At 42.6% G+C, this 18,069-nt stretch carries 14 protein-coding genes; 11 read left to right on the forward strand and 3 right to left on the reverse strand.

The features are described 5' to 3' along the window. Positions 1-339: 339 nt before the first annotated feature. The 3 genes from L3V77_RS07705 (at position 340) to L3V77_RS07715 (ending at position 3,854) form a co-directional block, all read left to right on the forward strand. The gene (locus tag L3V77_RS07705; RefSeq protein WP_275136480.1) at positions 340-1,353 is read left to right on the forward strand and encodes a DUF2804 domain-containing protein; all 1,014 of its coding nucleotides are present in this window, start codon (positions 340-342) and stop codon (positions 1,351-1,353) included. 8 nt (positions 1,354-1,361) lie between these two features. Then, positions 1,362-2,210: a sterol desaturase family protein gene (locus tag L3V77_RS07710; protein WP_275136481.1), complete on the forward strand. Its 849-nt coding sequence runs from the start codon at positions 1,362-1,364 to the stop codon at positions 2,208-2,210. Positions 2,211-2,663: 453 nt separating this feature from the next. Next, on the forward strand, positions 2,664-3,854 hold the full coding sequence (locus L3V77_RS07715) for an SAM-dependent methyltransferase (RefSeq protein WP_275136482.1): 1,191 nt from the start codon (positions 2,664-2,666) through the stop codon (positions 3,852-3,854). 220 nt (positions 3,855-4,074) lie between these two features. Here L3V77_RS07715 and rplY read toward each other — a convergent pair whose 3' ends face one another. Together rplY and L3V77_RS07725 are read right to left on the reverse strand one after the other, a co-directional pair. Continuing rightward, positions 4,075-4,353 carry a 50S ribosomal protein L25 gene (gene rplY / locus L3V77_RS07720; RefSeq protein ID WP_195703140.1) on the reverse strand — a complete coding sequence of 93 codons (279 nt, stop codon included), beginning with the start codon at positions 4,351-4,353 and terminating at the stop codon, positions 4,075-4,077. Between the two features lie 160 nt (positions 4,354-4,513). After that, complete coding sequence (locus L3V77_RS07725) at positions 4,514-6,253, reverse strand: DEAD/DEAH box helicase (protein WP_275136483.1); 1,740 nt, start codon at positions 6,251-6,253, stop codon at positions 4,514-4,516. A 77-nt stretch (positions 6,254-6,330) separates the two neighbouring features. Between L3V77_RS07725 and rsuA the strand changes: the two genes are divergently transcribed. The 3 genes from rsuA (at position 6,331) to L3V77_RS07740 (ending at position 8,954) form a co-directional block, all read left to right on the forward strand. Beyond that, the gene (gene rsuA / locus L3V77_RS07730) at positions 6,331-7,029 is read left to right on the forward strand and encodes a 16S rRNA pseudouridine(516) synthase RsuA (protein ID WP_275136484.1); all 699 of its coding nucleotides are present in this window, start codon (positions 6,331-6,333) and stop codon (positions 7,027-7,029) included. Positions 7,030-7,113: 84 nt separating this feature from the next. Beyond that, positions 7,114-8,304 (forward strand): Bcr/CflA family multidrug efflux MFS transporter, encoded by a 1,191-nt coding sequence (locus L3V77_RS07735; RefSeq protein WP_275136485.1) that lies wholly within the window; start codon positions 7,114-7,116, stop codon positions 8,302-8,304. Next, positions 8,304-8,954, forward strand: a complete 651-nt coding sequence (locus L3V77_RS07740; protein WP_275136486.1) for a DUF2913 family protein — start codon at positions 8,304-8,306, stop codon at positions 8,952-8,954. Before L3V77_RS07735 ends, L3V77_RS07740 begins: the two co-directional genes overlap by 1 nt. 63 nt (positions 8,955-9,017) lie before the next feature. Here the strand turns inward: L3V77_RS07740 and L3V77_RS07745 are convergent, their stop codons facing one another. Beyond that, positions 9,018-10,445: a DUF2867 domain-containing protein gene (locus L3V77_RS07745; protein WP_275136487.1), complete on the reverse strand. Its 1,428-nt coding sequence runs from the start codon at positions 10,443-10,445 to the stop codon at positions 9,018-9,020. 135 nt (positions 10,446-10,580) lie between these two features. Between L3V77_RS07745 and L3V77_RS07750 the strand changes: the two genes are divergently transcribed. The 5 genes from L3V77_RS07750 (at position 10,581) to nhaA (ending at position 17,762) form a co-directional block, all read left to right on the forward strand. Beyond that, positions 10,581-11,960, forward strand: a complete 1,380-nt coding sequence (locus L3V77_RS07750; RefSeq protein ID WP_275136488.1) for an MATE family efflux transporter — start codon at positions 10,581-10,583, stop codon at positions 11,958-11,960. Between the two features lie 206 nt (positions 11,961-12,166). Further along, positions 12,167-12,838, forward strand: coding sequence for an ABC transporter ATP-binding protein (locus L3V77_RS07755; RefSeq protein WP_195703147.1), 672 nt, complete (start codon positions 12,167-12,169; stop codon positions 12,836-12,838). Next, the gene (locus tag L3V77_RS07760) at positions 12,819-15,272 is read left to right on the forward strand and encodes an ABC transporter permease (RefSeq protein ID WP_275136489.1); all 2,454 of its coding nucleotides are present in this window, start codon (positions 12,819-12,821) and stop codon (positions 15,270-15,272) included. The genes L3V77_RS07755 and L3V77_RS07760 overlap by 20 nt, the downstream gene beginning before the upstream one ends. 8 nt (positions 15,273-15,280) lie before the next feature. Then, the gene (locus tag L3V77_RS07765; RefSeq protein ID WP_275136490.1) at positions 15,281-16,387 is read left to right on the forward strand and encodes a lipocalin-like domain-containing protein; all 1,107 of its coding nucleotides are present in this window, start codon (positions 15,281-15,283) and stop codon (positions 16,385-16,387) included. 223 nt (positions 16,388-16,610) lie between these two features. Further along, on the forward strand, positions 16,611-17,762 hold the full coding sequence (nhaA, locus tag L3V77_RS07770) for a Na+/H+ antiporter NhaA (protein ID WP_275136491.1): 1,152 nt from the start codon (positions 16,611-16,613) through the stop codon (positions 17,760-17,762). Positions 17,763-18,069: the final 307 nt, after the last annotated feature.

An 18,069-nucleotide genomic window follows, 5' to 3' on the forward strand; every position in this document is an offset into this window, starting at 1 on the left:
TTGTACTTTCTTGTGTATTTAAAACTCTGCCATCAAAATGTGACTAAAATGTGAACAGAGTATTTCACAATTAAGACAGCCGAACAAGGTGTTACTGTGGTCAGATAATGACGGGGGTATCAAAGCGTGATAAGAAACTCAGTTCGGTTCCATTGTGGTATCTATGGTGTAATTTTTTGTATCTGAGAGCTTTTATCGTACCTATACTGGTATGTCATCGATTTAATTATTTTACTCTAATTGTGAGCTAACTATTAAAAAGTCGATTAATAATGCTCCTAAATAGAGCAATAACGTTGCAAAATAGAGTGGTGTTAATAAATTGTTAATTGTGAGTTTATGTTTACTACTATTCCTGCTCCGCCATCGCTTATCAAACAAGATGGACAGCCGATATTTGGTCAGTTTGATGGTGCCCCTTTAATACTTGGAGTAGAGCACTTCCACTACACCACGGAAATGGATAAAAGGTCGAGAAAATGGGCCAAATACTTTCATTATAAGCAGTTTCAATTTACCAGTATTATGACGGAAAATTATGTCATTGGTTTGGCTATCGCGGATATTCGCTATGCGACAACCGCCTTCTGTTATCTTTACGATATTAAAGAGGATAAATTATCAGAGATAACCTGGACTAACCCACTTGGTATGGCTTCTACGATTACAACATCACCTAGCAATGGCATCACAACACTTGATGGTGAACCGATAAAGTTCGACATTCAACAACAACAGTGGCGGGTGATGATCAACTGTAACGCTATTCACGCAAACCTATCTCTTATTCCCCTTTTAGAGAGCTTACCTTTGTCGATGTGTACACCAACGGGTTATTCCGGTTGGACTTACACTCAAAAACACAATGCACTATCTGTGACTGGGCAGCTTAGTATTGATGGTAAAACGATCAGTTTGGAACACGCGCTCGCTAGCTACGATTTTTCGGCAGGTTACATGAGAAGAGAAACCAGTTGGCGCTGGGCGAGCATCAATACAACGTTGGACCAAGTTAAGTTGGGGCTTAATTTAGCCGCGGGCGTGAATGAAACAGGTGATGGTGAAAATGCGGTATGGATTGACGGCTCACGTCATTTTCTTGGGCCTGTTCACTTTGAATTCGACCGCAGCAACCAAGAGAAGCCTTGGCGAATCTACTCACGTGATGGGCAAGTTAACTTAACGTTCAATGTGCTCAATAAACGCAGTGAAAAGCTCAATCTATGGCTACTAAAGAGCAATTTTCGTCAGTTTATCGGTTATTTCAATGGGACGATAATAGATTCGTCGGGTAATACGTATGAACTCGTTAATTGTCTAGGTTTAACTGAAGACCATTTTGCACGCTGGTAAGGATGAATATGGACATCTCATTTTTAATTGATCACCCTGAATGGCTTCTTCTTGTCTTAGCACCGGTATTTCTATTGTGCATGTTGGCCGAGTACTATTTAGGTCAAAAATCGGGTCGCTTACCCGAGAACGCTAACTATCATCTCAATGAAGTGCTATGCAATTTTATATTAGCAGGGATGCACCAACTGAGTGATTTAGTGACTGGTCTCTTAATCGTTAATCTCTATATTTGGCTTTTTGGCTGGAGGATGTTTGATATTGACATGAACCTGGCCAGTTTCGGTTTACTTATGGTGCTGCAAGATTTCTTCTATTACTGGTTTCATAGGGGGAGCCACCGTATTCGCTGGATGTGGGCGGCGCATGTTGTTCATCATAGCTCTGAACGGATGAACTTTAGCACTGCGTTTCGCCAGAGCTTAATGTACCCTTTCGCAGGCATGTGGTTGTTTTGGGTACCATTAGTGCTGATCGGTTTCGAGCCCAGTTGGGTTATCTTTGCGGTACTGCTTAACCTTAGTTTGCAGTTCTTTGTCCATACGCAGTGGGTACGTACTTTAGGTCCTTTGGAGCATGTGTTTAATACACCTTCTCATCACCGTGTTCACCACGGTGTTAACGCTCAATATATCGATAAAAACTACGCAGGCGTGCTCATTGTGTGGGACAAATTATTTGGTTCTTTTGAACCAGAACACGAGCCGGTTCGTTATGGGATATCCAAACCCATCAAGAGTTTTAACCCATGGACGGTCACCTTTACTGAGTGGAGAAATATGTTCGTTGACGGTTTTTCTTCGTCAAAATCACTCAGACAAAAGGTGAGGGTGTTCTTTTGGCCACCCTCTAACTGATGGCTCCGGCACGGAACGGCGTAGTGGCATAGTGAATTTAGTCACCTCAAGCAGAGGAATTTATTGCACTCAGAAAAAACGGATTGCAATGGCTAAGGAAAGCTTTTATTAAAAAATACGGCTATATAGTTCGACCTACAGAATCTCTTGGCCATGTATACCTAAAATGATAGAAATAGCCAAGTAATCAACTATATCGGCAGTGTCTATCTGAGTTCCAGTTAGGAAATAAAGCCGCCTCTAACGCCAACGCGTTGGCATCGATTGTTATCGATGACTATCTTTTCTGGTAACCATAGTGGTCTATCACCTATTGAAGAATTCGATTTTGCTTTCTATCCGGATTACGCAACAATCCCTGATGAACAATCAAATAAGATTAAAGATTTGAACAACATTAACCTGTAGAATGGCAGACTAACAATGGATTTAAAAATATTAAAAGAGACTGTTATGCCAATCTACAATTCCGCTGAATTTGACCTGTTTTTACAAACCTGCAATGACGCATTCAATGAGCAACAACTGCAACGGTTAGTACTGTCAAAATACAATGGTGATAAAGCAGATCTAAAACGCATAACCATTCGACCACTCTCATTAAAAGAGCAACCATTACTTTCTTTTTTACACGAATATAAAACCCATCACATCACCAAAAACTTAACCATTGAAGAATCACTGGCCTTTTGGCAATCCGAGTTAGGTCACCACTTTTTTAACGCGCACTTAGTAACGGATGAATGGGAAGTACAATTAAGTGTGAGTAAAAAAGGAAAAGTGTTAATGAAAAAGTACCCGAACAAAAATAAAACACTTCAAAAAATAAAAATGGCACCTCACGATCGCACGAAAAATCGCTTCGTAGAACAAAACCGACCTTATCTACATGAGCTTGGTGTAACTGATATCAAAGGAAATATTATTCCTGCGATGTCGCGCAAATGGAAACAGATCAATAAATTTATTGAAGTATTGTCACACGCTATTGATAGCACCGGACTTGATAAACATGACAAAGTACATATTGCCGACTTTGGATCAGGTAAAGCTTACTTGACCTTCGCTGTGCATGATTATTTTATTGATAAGCTACAAGTAAAAACAGAAGTGACGGGTGTAGAACTACGTCAAAATCTGGTTGATTTATGTAACACGACGGCACAGAAGTTAGCGTTAGAGGGCATTAAATTTGAGCAGGGTGATGTGCAACACTTTAAAGCACAAGGTATTAATATCATGATAGCGCTGCATGCTTGCGATATTGCCACCGATTACGCTATCCACATGGGTATTCGAACCAATGCAGAAATTATTATGTGTTCACCTTGTTGCCATAAACAAATACGTCCACAAATGAAATCTCCAAAATTATTAGCGCCACTTTTACAGCATGGTATTCACCTTGGTCAAGAAGCAGAAATGGTTACAGATGGATTGCGTGCGTTGTTGTTGGAAGCCAACGGATACGATACAAAAGTATTTGAGTTTATTTCACTCGAGCACACGAGCAAAAATAAAATGATATTGGCGCAAAAACGCAAAAAACCAATCGATAACACCATCATACTTGAGCAAGTAAAGTCTATTAAAGAATTTTACGGTATTCAGGAGCACTGCTTAGAAAGCCTGCTCCTATATTAAAAAGGAATGAACCTAATAAGTAAGGTTATGATGACTTTTATTTTTTATTATTGATTTTAAAAGGTTGCAGGAAAACGTACTAAAAAAAACGCCAGAAATGGCGAAACCCCAGATGTTGGTAGCATCTGGGGTTTCTAATTTTTGATGTCTCGGATGGTAAAGGCCGATAATCTCTATGCGAAAAGCTGGACATATCCTTTTCTATTCTGTGGTAGCAGAATTAGATACGGATAAAGTCCATGTGCTCAACTTTTGGCTTAAACGCGTGACGTTGAACGTCTTGCGGTTTAACCTTAACTTCTGCGCCGTCGATCACTAGAGTGATGGCTTCGTAGAACTCAGGCTTGTCCATTTGATGAATCACATCAGAATGTAGAAGTGCGATAGAAACTGGAGCTGCTTCACCACCATAAACGATAGCTGGGAATTGGCCAGTTAAACGTAGGCGGCGGCTCGCACTCTTACCTAGTTCAGTACGTACTACTGTTTCAAATTTCATAGTATTTACTCTCAAATTAGTAAAAAATTAGGATTGTTTATCAGCATAGCGACCTAGCCGATAATGTATGCCGCAATCAGGAAACGATTTGTTAGCTGTTTGCGAGCGCGGATACTACCATTCTTGCTATTTCCGAGCAACAGAATCCGATTGGATTTTGCTATTTTTCTCTCATCTCGTCTTCAAATATTTTATCTCGCATTTTCCAGAAACGACCAGACTTTCTAGCGATGACAAAAAGAGGCAAACGAAAGCGATGTTGATTGGCGACCACTCGCGTTGGAGAGTTCTCATTAAAAGGTCGATGACGGTCAGCTAAATGAGGTCTGACAAATTGCTTGTAAAACGCTTCTTTTCTCTTTTTGGTGCTTAGCGACCAAAATTCATGTACTTGCGCGTTGTTGTCGCCAACGTATGTCACCTTTAATTGATTCTTACCGCTGCTGTCTTTTAATACGTTTAATTGCATATCCCTACATTCAAACACCAAAGCATCCTTTAGATTGAGGGCTTCTTTTAGTTTTTTGTCTGGGTCAACAAGGGTCGCATCACATTCGTGGCAAATGCGTGCAGCGATGTCGTTATCGGCACCGCATTCGTGGCAATATTTGGCTCTAAACCGATAACCACAATGTTCTCGGCTTCCGTCCTCTTCTTCAAGGTAACCTTGGCAGCGTCGACCATAATGCTCAAGCAAGAACCCGTTGCTGTCCAATTTGCCCCAAAAGTTGTTATTAAAGCCGCAAGCAGGGCAGGGAATAGTGACAATGTCACTATTAGGGTCGGGTTGTGGGTTACCGACCTCTGGTTGATAGAGATCGTAGTTATTACCTGCATAATCCAAAACAAGGCAGTCTGTTTTGCCTTCCGATAATCTTAATCCTCGCCCAATAATTTGTTGATATAAGCTCACAGATTCTGTTGGCCGAAGGATAGCGATTAGGTCCACATGGGGGGCATCAAAACCGGTGGTTAGCACCGATACATTGACTAAGAATTGGATCTCTCTATTTTTAAAGCTTTGGATAATGCGGTCACGATCGAGTGTTGGAGTATCACCGATCACTATGTCTGATTGGTCTGGTGGCAACAGAGAGAGGATCTCTTGAGCGTGACGAACCGTTGCCGCAAATATCATCATTCCTTGACGATCCGCGCTCATTTGGATGATTTGGTTAACAATCTGCGGCGTCGCTCTTTTGGCGCTTTCTATTACCATATCTAATTCAGACTCTTTATACCTTCCGAGGCTGGTGGGTTTTAGCGCCGAAAAATCATAGCTGAGCACAGGGGCATCGATCATCCTTGCGGGTGTAAGAAACTGTTCATCTAACAGGTATCGAATGGGAAGTTCGAAAATACAGTCTCTAAAGAAGCGCGGTTCTTCGCTGCGAACTTGCCCTCTGGTATGGTATTGATATATCCAACCCATGCCTAAGCGATACGGCGTAGCCGTTAAGCCCAACACTTTAATACCAGGGTTTAGTTCGGTTACATGGCTGATGACTTTTTGGTAGCTGCTACTTTTTTCATCTGGTACGCGGTGGCACTCATCGATAACCAATAATGAAAACTGGTTCGCAAATGCATCAAGATTGCGCACTACCGATTGAACAGAGGCGAAGACAACCGGTTGGTTGGTCTCTTTTCTGCCTAATCCGGCAGAAAAAACAGCGCCTTTTTCGCCATAGCTTTCGTATTTAGCATGGTTTTGCTCAACCAGCTCTTTTACATGGGCGAGCACAAGTACTCGTCCTTTAGCGATACGAGCTAATTCCGCAATGACAAGGCTCTTACCCGCGCCTGTCGGTAGGACGATGACGGCAGGGCTCGTGTGCTTTCTAAAATAGTGAATAACGGCTTTGACTGAATCCGTTTGGTAGGGCCGAAGTTTATACATATAGGAAAAGTGTGAAATAGCTCAACTAATTTAAGAAAGATCCCTATAATACCCCACTAGAGAAAGAAGAGGTAATCATGCGGTTAGATAAATTTTTGTGTGATGCATTAGGTGCGACACGTAAAGAAGCGACAAAAATCATTAAAAGCGGCAGTGTAACGGTTAATGACATCGTGATAAAAAGTGGCGCACATAAACTAAAAGAGACCTGTGTTGTCGAATGGCAAAACAGGGTAATCACTGTTCATGGGCCTAGATATATCATGCTATTTAAGCCTGAGGGTTATGTATGCTCTCATGAAGATGGTTTCAACCCTACGGCGTTTGTTTTATTAGATGAAGTCAAGATGGAGAACCTGCACTTTGCTGGTCGACTAGATGTCGACACCACGGGCTTAGTGCTTATTACCGATGACGGAAAATGGTCACATCGGATTACTTCCCCTAAACATAAGTGCGAAAAAACGTACAGAGTTTGGTTAGCTGATCCAGTTTTAGATGATTACGTGTCGGCATTTGCAGAAGGTATCGAGTTAAGAAGTGAACCTGAACCGACACTACCAGCGACCTTAGAGGTTATCGATACCAATGAGGTCTTGTTGACGATTGTAGAAGGTAAGTATCATCAAGTTAAACGGATGTTTGCCGCGCTTGGAAATAAAGTTGAAGCGCTTCATCGAGAACGCATAGGTGCAATTGAATTGGATGCTGATTTAGAGCCCGGCGAATATCGTTATTTGACAGAAGAAGAAGTGGGTTCTGTCTGGAGCAAGTAATAGGTTGGCAAAGGGGTAGGTCGGCTCGGTAGTAGAGAATCGTTATCTACTATAAATATTAATCAAAATTGATGTCGGAGCAGTATGACAAGTAGCAACACAAATCAGCTTGGCCTTTTAATGTTTATCATTTTAGGTGCTATTGGTGCACTGACTCCATTAGCCATTGATATGTATTTGCCTGCAATGCCAACTATCGCGAAAGAGTTAGGGGTAGATCCTGGCGCGGTTCAGATAACGTTAACAACCTATACCGCCGGGTTTGCTATTGGTCAATTATTGCATGGACCACTCTCTGACAGCTATGGTCGAAAACCGATATTAATTATCGGTATTTTGCTGTTTGCGATTGGTTCTATTGTGTGTGCGACGACATCCGATATTGAGTCGTTAAAATACGTACGGGCGGCGCAAGGTTTTGCTGGGGCGTCAGCCGCGGTTGTTATTCAAGCCTTGGTTAGAGATATGTACGAGAAAGAAGATTTTGCTCGTACTATGTCTTTTATAACTTTGGTGGTGATGGTTGCTCCACTTATCGCCCCCATGTTGGGTGGCTACTTAGCCGTTTGGTTTGGTTGGCGCTCAATATTTTGGGTACTCGCGGTTGTATCTGGTTTGGTTATCGCTGCCGTCGTCTGGAAGATACCAGAGACACTCGCGCCAGAAAACAGACAGAAACTGCATTTTAGAACCACGATTCAAAACTATATCCGCCTGTTTATGAATCCAGTGGCCTTGGGTTTGATGTTCGCTGGTGCGTTCTCATTTGCTGGTATGTTTGCATTTCTAACCGCGGGTTCGTTTGTTTATATTGATGTCTACGGAGTGGGTACATCGCAGTTTGGTTATCTGTTTGGTTTAAACGTTGTCGGTTTATTCATTATGACGACCGTGAATGGCCGGATTGTAAGAAGAGTGAGCTCCAAATGGATGCTCTCTTTTGCCATTCTGATTCAACTTATCGCTGGTGTCGGGCTCTTTTTTGGTTGGTTAGCGGATATTGGATTGTGGGGTATTGTCCCTTTTGTCATGCTCTATATTAGTATGATGTCTACAGTGGGCAGCAACTCGATGGCTATCTTGTTATCGGCTTACCCAGGTATGGCGGGTACCGCTTCTTCGTTAGCGGGTACGTTGAGATTTGGTGTGGGATCCATTATTGGTGTTATCGTTGCAATGTTGCCTGGTGACACAGCATGGCCGATGATTTTATTAATGACACTTTGTGCCGTAATGTCTGCGGTTTTTTATTGGTTTTTAGGACGTAAAGCTTAATGGCTATCTATACAGTTGAAATGCAAAACGTAGTTAATTCAGCGCTTGATGAATTAGAAGAGTTACATAAAAGAGGAAAGGTGGCCAATACACCTGTCAGTAATACACATTTTTTGGTTCGCTGGGTAACATTGAGCCTGAAAACTCAGAGATTCGATCGTTGTGTTCGCGATAATCTTGTACGCTGGCAAAAAATGGGAAGAAGCAAAGGGACTAAATCTGAATTGATGTTTTCCTTCAAAAATATCTCTAAGTTTTATGGTCAGTTGTCGCCAGTAGACGAAGAACCTAAGGTTATCTCTGATTCAGATATTGAAGCGTTTCTTGAGGTGATGGAAAAGGCCAATTGGGGGGTAAGTACTGAGTTTGAAATTACAGGCAAAATGCAGGTATTTACGGAAGGGGACAACTCTTTCCTTCTTTGTGCGAAGCAATGCGATGATTGTTTTGAAGGGGGCTCTGAACTTGTAAAACCAATGAGTTTTTATGTTCGAGGTCACCATGCGGAGTTTGTCAGGATGGCAAGTGAATTTGGTTTTATGTTGCATAAGCGTACCGATTATAAGTCAGCAGTGAAGTATCACGGTGAATACCTAATTTACCCAAAAAACCAAGGGAGCCAATTGGCGGAGATCCCAATCGGTTTTTAAGACTAAATATAGATAAGTTACAGGTTCAAAGTTAATTAACATTGAACCTGTAACTTGGTAACTCTACGCTTTATTTACTATTGCTTTAACCATGCCTTTAAAAATAAACAGGTGCGCAGGCATCATTGCAAACCAATAGAGTAATCCTCTAAAGCCTTGCGGATGCCACCAAGCTCTGACATCTAACTCGCGGTAATCCCCATGATCTTTAATGGTACATTCAAGGCGACCTAATCCTGGAGCCGTCATACCGAAAAGCAGTGATATAAACTGATTTTTCTCACAGCGTATTACCTTCCATGAGTCAATATGATCCCCGATCTTGAGTTCAGGGCCTGAGGGGCTTCGTCTTTTTGGAATGCCGCCACCGACGAACAGATCAAGCCATTCTCGTGTACGCCACAAAATATTAGCGAAGAAATAACCTTCTTCAGGGCTACCTATTTTCTTAATAACTTGCCATAGCTCTTCGACTGATTTATCGGTCTTTATGCTTGCTCCTGCATCTTTCGGATAGTACCCATAACCAGATTGCCATCGGTTAAGCGCGGCAGGGTCAAACCCCCAAACCTCACTTCGTATAAACTCGCCTTCATTGCTGACAGACTGAGTAACGGCGTCTTTATACGAGATTAATGGTTGCGGGTACTTTTTGCGGATCTCTTGAGAATCGGCAACGTAATCGTGTTCAAGTCCGGCCAGTAAAGCTCGACCAATATTGGCAGGAACAGAGGTGACCAGTCCCAACCAATACGAGGCCATTTTAGGGGTGAGCAGTGAGGTAGACCAGAGCCGGAGAGGATGACCGATAGCGGTACATATCACGCCAAACTGTTCTCTATAACTCAGAATGTCTGGTCCGCCGACTTCGTAAAAATGACTTTGAGTAGGTGATTCATGAAGTTGGGCAAGAAGGTAGTGGTTAAGGTTGTTTAGTGCAATCGGGTTTGCTTTGGAGTCAACCCACTTAGGTGCAATGATAATCGGCATGTTATAGGTGAAATCTTTCATGATTTCGAACGCGGCAGACCCGGGCCCAATGATGACACCGGCTCTTAATTCGGTAACGGGGACGTTAGCTTGCTTTAGGATTTCTCCGGTTTTTTTACGAGCAAGAAGGTGCTCTGAGTTTCCTGTCTGCGGTTGAATAGCACTAAGATAGATAACATGTTTAACGCTGCTATCAATTAACGCGTCCTTAAAATTGATCGCCAAGGAAAGTTCATATTCGAGGAAATCGTGACCATGAGCCATTCCATGGACAAGAAAATAAACAAGCTCATGGCCGCTAACGGCGTCTAATGTGGCTTCTTTTTCGGCTAGATCAAGATAGACAGTTGTTAGGTTGGCGTGCGGGTGGACTCGTGCTTTCAGGTAGTCGATCTGTCTGGAAGCGGCAGTTACGAAATGGCCCTGCTCGAGAAGCAATGGAATAAGTTGCGAGCCAACGTAACCAGAAGCGCCAAGAACCAATATTTTTTTCTTTTCCATAGCCAATAACTTCATTCCTTTTCATGGTGATCCCAAATCAATGGGAGTAGAATACTCTTGCTATTCTTCGTGTTAATGCTCTGCCCATTCTTCTACGTCTTTAGGCGCGCATCCCTTTCATTTTTATGAGGCTTTATGACCAACACCTTATCATTAGTTTACAAGTATACAAAAGGTGATTTTTTACGCCGTTTATTTGCCATCGCACTCCCTATCGCACTGCAAAACATTATGTTTTCTAGCAGAGGATTAGTCGATGTTCTTATGCTTGGTCAACTTGGTGAAGCGGATATCGCCGCCGTCGGTGTAGCGAGTCGTGCGATGTTTGTTACTACGCTTATGTTGGTCGGTGTCAATACGGGAGGGGCGTTATTGACGGCGCAGTTTTGGGGGGCAGGCAATAAGGACGGGGTAAGAGAGAGTACCGCCTTAACGTGGATCATTGCGAATGCGTTTGCCTTATTGACCGTGGTCTTGTTTATACTCTATCCAGAACAGGTTATGGGGCTGGCAACCGATTCCGCGCAGGTTATCGCTTTGGGTAGTGATTATATCGTCATTACATCCCTTAGTATGTTTGCGGTGGCGTGTGTCAGTAGTATGGCTGTGGGCCTTCGAGCGATGCACCGCCCCGGAGTGAGTACCTTTTTTAGTGGTATTGGTATTGTTTCTAACGTGTTTCTCAATTGGGTTTTGATCTTTGGGCATTTTGGAATGCCCGCAATGGGAATCAAAGGCGCGGCTATTGCGACGGTGCTTAGTGGCGCGATAGAAGTGGCCTTTTTGTACGCCTTTTTGTATAAATCAAAGAGCTTGCTTGCGTTTACGTTGATTGATGTGAAGGTCGCTTTTTCTTCAGAGAAGGTATCGCGTTTTCTTCGATTATCGTTACCGACTACATTAAACTTCTTTACTTGGGCCGCCGGTATTTTTTCCTACCACGCTATTATGGGTCAGACCGGAGTACAAGGCTTGGCCGCGTTATCGGTGATGACGCCAGTAGACTCCATTGGGATAAGTTTGTTGATCGGGACGTCCACGGCTGCGGCCGTTCTTACGGGTAATCAGATTGGTGCAAAGAAATATGATGCGGTTTATTACCAATCGATAGGATTACTTTTTCTCAGTGTTCTGCTCGGCTTATGTACGGCGGTAGTCCTTTATACTATCCAAATACCTATCCTTGACTCCTTTAGCGCGTTAACTGAAGAGACACGAGCACTTGCAGACAAGTTTATGCTGATACTCTGTTTTGGTATGGTGATTCGGTCTATACCGCTTACCTTGGTGGTGGGTGTCTTAAGGGCTGGTGGTGATGTTAAATATTGTTTGTTTCAAGATGTCGTCTCCCAATGGTTTATCGGGATCCCAATTGCTGCATTTGCCGCAGTATATCTTGGGTTAAAACCGGAATATGTCTATGCGTTGTTCTTGGTTGAAGAGTGTATTAAGTGCTTTAGTGCTATCCATCGATTAAAAAGCAGAAAATGGATTCGAAACTTGATCGAAAGGTAAGCTTGTTGACAATTGGCTAAATAATCGACACTCGTACGGTTATTTTTGAGAGAATGCAATTTTAATTGAATTTTTTTGAAGCTATATCATCCTAGTGTGACAGTTTGCTTAAAATAATGTGATCAGGTAGGTAAAATACTTCCGAAAAGTGAGTAATTAGTGTAACTTCACATACCCTGAATTCTTTAATGCGAGTGTAATTGTTAATGCTAGAATTGTCCGACCTAAATAAAGGCTATGTAGATGGTGGAGAATTTCATCCAGTGCTACAAGGGGCAGCTCTAAAATTAAATCAAGGTGAACAACTCGCGTTAATGGGAGAAAGTGGCTCTGGTAAAAGTACGCTACTCAACCTGATCGCTGGGCTCGACTCGACTGATTCGGGTGAAATTTGGTTTTCAAGTTTTGCTATGCATGCCAGTAACGAGGTTCAGAAAACCGCCTATCGTCGACATAATATTGGCCATATATTCCAACAATACAACCTTCTACCAACATTGAATATCGCAGATAATATTCGTTTCTGTCGACAGTTGAAAGGGTTACCAGAAGATAAAGGTTTGTGGCGTCAGATATTATCGGCCCTTGACCTTATGCCGTTATTAGGCCGTTATCCTGAAGAAGTGTCTGGTGGTCAACAACAGCGAACGGCGATTGCTCGTGCATTGTATATGGAGCCCAAGTTGCTGTTGGCAGATGAACCAACCGGTAGCTTAGATGAAAGAAATGCGGAAGCGGTAATGCGGCTATTAACCTCATTGGCTAAGCAGCTTAATTGCACTCTTTTACTTGTTACACACAGTAAAAAAGTAGCAGAACACATGAGCGGTTGTGTCCGTCTTCAAGGAGGGCAATTGCATGTTATGGCCGGTAGTTAAAGCACTACTAGGGCATTATCGTCGTCATCCACTTCAACTATTACTCGTCTTGTTCGGGCTCACTCTTGGTGTGTCTGTGTATGTTGGGGTTGCCGCGATCAATCAACATGCAAAACAGAGTTATTTGCACAGTGAGACACTTTTCGCAAACCCTCTTCCCTATACTATTACACCTAAATTTAGCGCAAATAAGATCCCACAAGGCTTTTACATTCAGCTTCGTCGTGAGGGTTTCAATCAATGTATTCCGTTTGATAACTTAAGAATTGAAACGAAGAGTGGCCGCGATCTCTCAATTGTTGGCGTCGACCCCGTTTCTATTTTGGGGTTAGAAACACTACATCGTAAAAATGATCTCTCAATTTTACGCATGATGCAACCGTCGAAACCTCTCATTATGGGGGCTGAGCTTGCATCATATCTTGGTAAAAGTAGCGGCGACTTTATAGAGCTAAAAGATGGCTCGAAACTAGGCCCACTTTTTCTTGACCATAATGCGCTTCTTTCAGGTACTCGAATCCTCGCTGATATATCAAAGGTAAGAGAAATCAATGGGTCGGGTGGGTTCTCGCGTCTTGCCTGCGAAAGCATGCCAGAAGAAAAACTGGAAAGGCTTAAAAGTATATTGCCTAACGGCATAGAATTATCGAGAAGCTCTAGAGCCGAATTAGAGTCTCTTACAAAGGCGTTTCATCTAAATCTATCTGCGATGGGTATGCTTGCACTTGTCGTGGGCATATTTATTTTTTACCAAGCGATGTCGCTTTCTTTTATTCAAAGACAAACACTAGTAGGCGTGATGCGTCAGGCTGGGGTCTCGGGATGGCACTTGGCGAAAGCATTAGCGCTAGAACTGACATTATTCATATTTATAGGTTGGTTTTTTGGCAATGTATTTGGTCTTATGTTGGCCAATCAGCTTATGCCTTCGGTATCGACTACCTTGGCCGATCTGTACACCGCGAACGTATCTCTGACGGTTGACTGGAGTTGGCATTGGAGTAAAAACAGTCTGTTGATGGCTATTTTTGGTGCACTGCTTTCCTGTAGTTGGCCGCTAGTTCGGTTGATAAAGACGCCGCCCATAAGGCTTTCTGCAAAGCTTTCTCTGGTCCGTTTTGCGGGTAGGGAGTTTGCATGGCAAGCGTTAGCAGCTGGTATATTTTGCGTAATGGCGATTGGCTTTTATCAACTTCCAGCCACGCCTCAACACGGTTTTATTATTGTCGCGCTATTGCTATTGAGTGTGGCGTTGTTTATGCCATACGTTATCTTTGAATTATTTTCTGCTTTATCGTTCTCCTTACGTTGGGTTAAAGCACGTTGGTTTTTCTCTGATGCGGCATCGAGTATGAGCTTTCGTGGTGTTGCTGTGATGGCGTTCGTTTTGGCGATGTCAGCAAACATAACCGTAGAGACATTAGTAGGCAGTTTCAGAGCCACAACTGAGAGCTGGTTGACACAACGATTGGCGGCGGATATCTATATATTTCCTACCAATAGTTCGGCAGGTCGAATGAGCAGTTGGTTGAGTACGCGCCCAGAAGTAAAAGAAGTATGGTCGCGTTGGGAATTAGAATTACCAACAAAAACTGGTGTGTTAGAAGTTGTCAGCACCGGCCTGAGTAATGGCGAGAGAGATTCTGTACCAGTAAAAATAGCGATACCTAACTATTGGTATCAACTTAATACATCGAAAGGTGTCATGATAAGTGAGGCGATGGCCCTTAAAAAGGATATACGCCCTGGTGATGAGATCCAATTGGGTGGCGTGGTTGAAGAATCATGGCAGGTAGTTGGCGTCTATTATGATTATGGCAACCCATACAACCAAGTACTAATGTCTCATCGAAATTGGAAAAGCCGATTTGGCGGCTTAGGCAATATCGGGCTTGGTGTTATTGCCACTGATGAGGCAAATATCGATAATTTGCTGGCTCAATTACAATCTAGGTATGCCTTATCAGAAGATAGGCTATTTGATAACAGCAATATACACGGCCAGGCGATGCGTATTTTTGACCGCACCTTTGTAATTGCGGATACATTAGGAAACTTGACGTTATTTATCGCGATATGCGGCATTTTCTTTGCGACGTTAGCAGGAGAAGTGTCTAAACAACGGAATACTGCCCTGTTGAGGTGTTTTGGTATATCGACATTTGAACTCATCGCGTTAAGTGGTTTACAGCTATTTATGTTTGGATTGATCTCTGCTTTGGTCGCAATGCCGCTAGGTTTAGCACTTGCGAAAGTGATGGTAGAAGTAGTATTAAAAGAATCCTTTGGTTGGACGATGCCCCTGTATGTTATTCCGTGGGAATATCTAAATACCTTTGCGTCGGCCATGATCGCGCTCATACTAGCAGGGATTTTACCCATTATAGGTATGATCAAACGAACACCAATGAAATCACTTAGAGACGCATTGTAACTATGAAGATGCTTGAAAAAAAACGCAATATAGTCATTATGTTGGCCGCTATTCTCGTTATCCTGGTTGCTGGGCTTATTTACTATTTCTCGTTTGGTCGTTCTTCTGAGAAAGAGACCATTACCTACGCATTTTCTAACAATCAAAAATCGGTCTTTGAACCCGTTTTACCGGGTGTTTCGGTTTCGTTTCCTGACAGCTTTTCATTTCACCATGAATTCAAACGAGAGGGATGGCAGTATTTCGCTAACCTAGTGGGTGACGATGGTGAACTCTACTCAGTTCAATGGAACTATTACCGCATTGCTAGGAACGAGAGCGAAGCTAGTGGGTGGAACAGCACTCAGCTCTATCTGTCTAACTCGGTTGTCACCTCAAAAGATAAAGTATGGAAACAGCAACGTATTGCTAGAGGTGGTATTGGACAAGCTGGATTTCGAGTTCGTCCATTTCGGCTGTGGATAGATAACTGGAGCTGGCGCTCGATAAGTTCATCGCCGTTACCTGGGATTTTACAGGTGGAAACCGATGATTTTTCGCTCAAATTGAGTTCATCCTCTCTTCAGGGTTTTATTCTTAACGGTGACAAAGGCTACCAAGAACAGCATGATCTACTGCCTATCGCAGCTTATGGCTTCGGTGCTCCGTCTGTTCGTTCGTCGGGTCAACTTGTACTCGATAGTAAGGTTGTTACTGTGAATGGACAAGCATGGCTAAGCAAGGAGTGGGGCAGCGACCTAGCCGTTATCGAAGGACAGAAGGCGGTGACTGTTAATCTTCATCTGGCCGACGGAGGGCACCTGCAGCTTAATCAAACTCGTATTCCTAATTATCCTGTCTATAACTATGGTATGTTAGTGAAACGAGATGGTTCCATTCTTCCTTTAGCGGACACCGATATAGTGATGTCTGCATTAGAATTCACGCCAATGGAAAACGGAAAATCAGTCCCATTAACGTGGCAAATTAGTATAGAAGAATTGGATATAGATCTAATTATTACCCCTCTTCGTGATGACCTCTGGCATGCGTTTTATAATCCATATTGGCAAGGGTCGGTGTCCGCAATGGGAACGCAAGATGCTTACGGAATGCTTCAGCTTACGGGATTCTAAGATCAAGATCTGTTTCGTAAATATACAAATAACGTTCAATGCTTACTCAATGCTCGGAAAAACCGAATATATTCATCTAAACAATCGATTATTCCTAAGTTGGCCTATCGTATAAACTGCGCCTATTCTTATGTAATAATAATCACAGACTTAATGTTGCTTAACCAAATGCATTGTTGTTAGTTCGATAAGCGCAGCGGTAAAGTGAGTTAGAGGTAGATCAATGAGTGAAGGAATTCGCGACTTTTTTAAAATGGAATCGGCTGGTGGCATACTGCTCGTTATAGCAGCGGCTGTCGCTATGGTTGTAGCGAACACAGGGTTTGGTGAATCTTACAACAATGTGCTGCACTCATATGTGTTTGGCATGTCGGTGTCGCACTGGATTAACGATGGATTAATGGCCATATTTTTCCTTTTAATCGGTCTTGAAGTAAAAAGAGAACTATTAGAAGGCGCATTAAAGTCCAAAGAAACCGCTATTTTCCCAGCAATTGCTGCTGTTGGAGGTATGTTAGCTCCCGCATTAATTTATATACTATTCAATTATGGTGACCCACAAGCAATGCAAGGTTGGGCTATACCGGCAGCGACAGATATTGCATTCGCACTTGGTATTATGGCGTTGCTTGGTAAACGAGTGCCTATTTCGTTAAAGGTATTTTTACTGGCTTTGGCTATCATCGATGACTTGGGTGTCGTTGTTATCATTGCTCTATTTTATAGTGGTGATCTGTCTACGCTTGCACTGACTATCGGTTTCATTATGACAGGTGTCCTGTTTATGATGAATTCTAAGAACGTGACAAAACTGCCTTACTACGTTATCGCTGGGTTAATCCTATGGATAGCCGTATTGAAATCGGGTGTACATGCCACATTGGCCGGTGTCGTTATTGGTTTCGCTATACCTCTGAAAGGTAAAGAAGGTGAAGAGTCTCCACTTAAGCATTTAGAGCATGCACTACACCCTTATGTTGCGTTCCTGATTTTACCAATATTTGCTTTTGCTAATGCAGGCATCTCGTTAGCTGGTGTGTCATTAACAGGATTGACCTCGATGTTGCCATTGGGTATTTCGTTGGGGCTTCTGGTTGGTAAACCATTAGGTATTTTTAGTTTTAGCTGGTTAGCGGTTAAAAGCGGTGTGGCTAAGTTACCTGAAGGTGTGAATATGAAACATATATTTGCAGTGTCGGTCTTATGTGGTATTGGTTTTACCATGTCTATTTTTATTTCATCACTCGCGTTTACAGGGGTGAGTGCAGAGTTTGATACCTATGCACGTTTAGGCATACTACTTGGCTCAACGACCGCCGCGATTTTAGGGTATGTTCTATTGAGTATCTCACTACCAAAGAAAAGCGTAAATTGATTTAGAAAAGAGCACGATAGATAAGTCATTTAAGAATAAGTAACCCCTTGATCCACGTGGCTCAGGGGGTTTTTATTGTCTTTTTTTGTAGCGATGAATGATGCATATATCATGCACATGACAGACTCAAATCTTTATTTTCTTATAGGTTGAGCGACTGAGCTTATCTATGGACAAAAAAATGCCCAATCCAAAGTGGGTTGGGCGATACAAACATAGGAGTTAATAAGAAAAAGCAGTATGTGGAGTAAAACAGTGAGAAAACAAGTCTAAACCTTCTTAAACTTAGCAATGCTCTGCTTACTAC

This window comes from Vibrio sp. DW001, assembly GCF_029016285.1.
Taxonomy (GTDB): domain Bacteria; phylum Pseudomonadota; class Gammaproteobacteria; order Enterobacterales; family Vibrionaceae; genus Vibrio.

Excerpts from the sequence above, each read along its gene's own strand:
- L3V77_RS07760 (WP_275136489.1), top strand. The coding sequence starts at position 12,819 with ATGTTATGGCCGGTAGTTAAAGCACTACTAGGGCATTATCGTCGTCAT.
- L3V77_RS07710 (WP_275136481.1), top strand. The coding sequence starts at position 1,362 with ATGGACATCTCATTTTTAATTGATCACCCTGAATGGCTTCTTCTTGTC.
- L3V77_RS07750 (WP_275136488.1), top strand. The coding sequence starts at position 10,581 with ATGACCAACACCTTATCATTAGTTTACAAGTATACAAAAGGTGATTTT.
- L3V77_RS07705 (WP_275136480.1), top strand. The coding sequence starts at position 340 with ATGTTTACTACTATTCCTGCTCCGCCATCGCTTATCAAACAAGATGGA.
- L3V77_RS07715 (WP_275136482.1), top strand. The coding sequence starts at position 2,664 with ATGCCAATCTACAATTCCGCTGAATTTGACCTGTTTTTACAAACCTGC.
- nhaA (WP_275136491.1), top strand. The coding sequence starts at position 16,611 with ATGAGTGAAGGAATTCGCGACTTTTTTAAAATGGAATCGGCTGGTGGC.
- L3V77_RS07725 (WP_275136483.1), bottom strand. The coding sequence starts at position 6,253 with ATGTATAAACTTCGGCCCTACCAAACGGATTCAGTCAAAGCCGTTATT.
- L3V77_RS07765 (WP_275136490.1), top strand. The coding sequence starts at position 15,281 with ATGCTTGAAAAAAAACGCAATATAGTCATTATGTTGGCCGCTATTCTC.
- L3V77_RS07735 (WP_275136485.1), top strand. The coding sequence starts at position 7,114 with ATGACAAGTAGCAACACAAATCAGCTTGGCCTTTTAATGTTTATCATT.
- rsuA (WP_275136484.1), top strand. The coding sequence starts at position 6,331 with ATGCGGTTAGATAAATTTTTGTGTGATGCATTAGGTGCGACACGTAAA.
- L3V77_RS07755 (WP_195703147.1), top strand. The coding sequence starts at position 12,167 with ATGCTAGAATTGTCCGACCTAAATAAAGGCTATGTAGATGGTGGAGAA.
- L3V77_RS07740 (WP_275136486.1), top strand. The coding sequence starts at position 8,304 with ATGGCTATCTATACAGTTGAAATGCAAAACGTAGTTAATTCAGCGCTT.
- L3V77_RS07745 (WP_275136487.1), bottom strand. The coding sequence starts at position 10,445 with ATGGAAAAGAAAAAAATATTGGTTCTTGGCGCTTCTGGTTACGTTGGC.
- rplY (WP_195703140.1), bottom strand. The coding sequence starts at position 4,353 with ATGAAATTTGAAACAGTAGTACGTACTGAACTAGGTAAGAGTGCGAGC.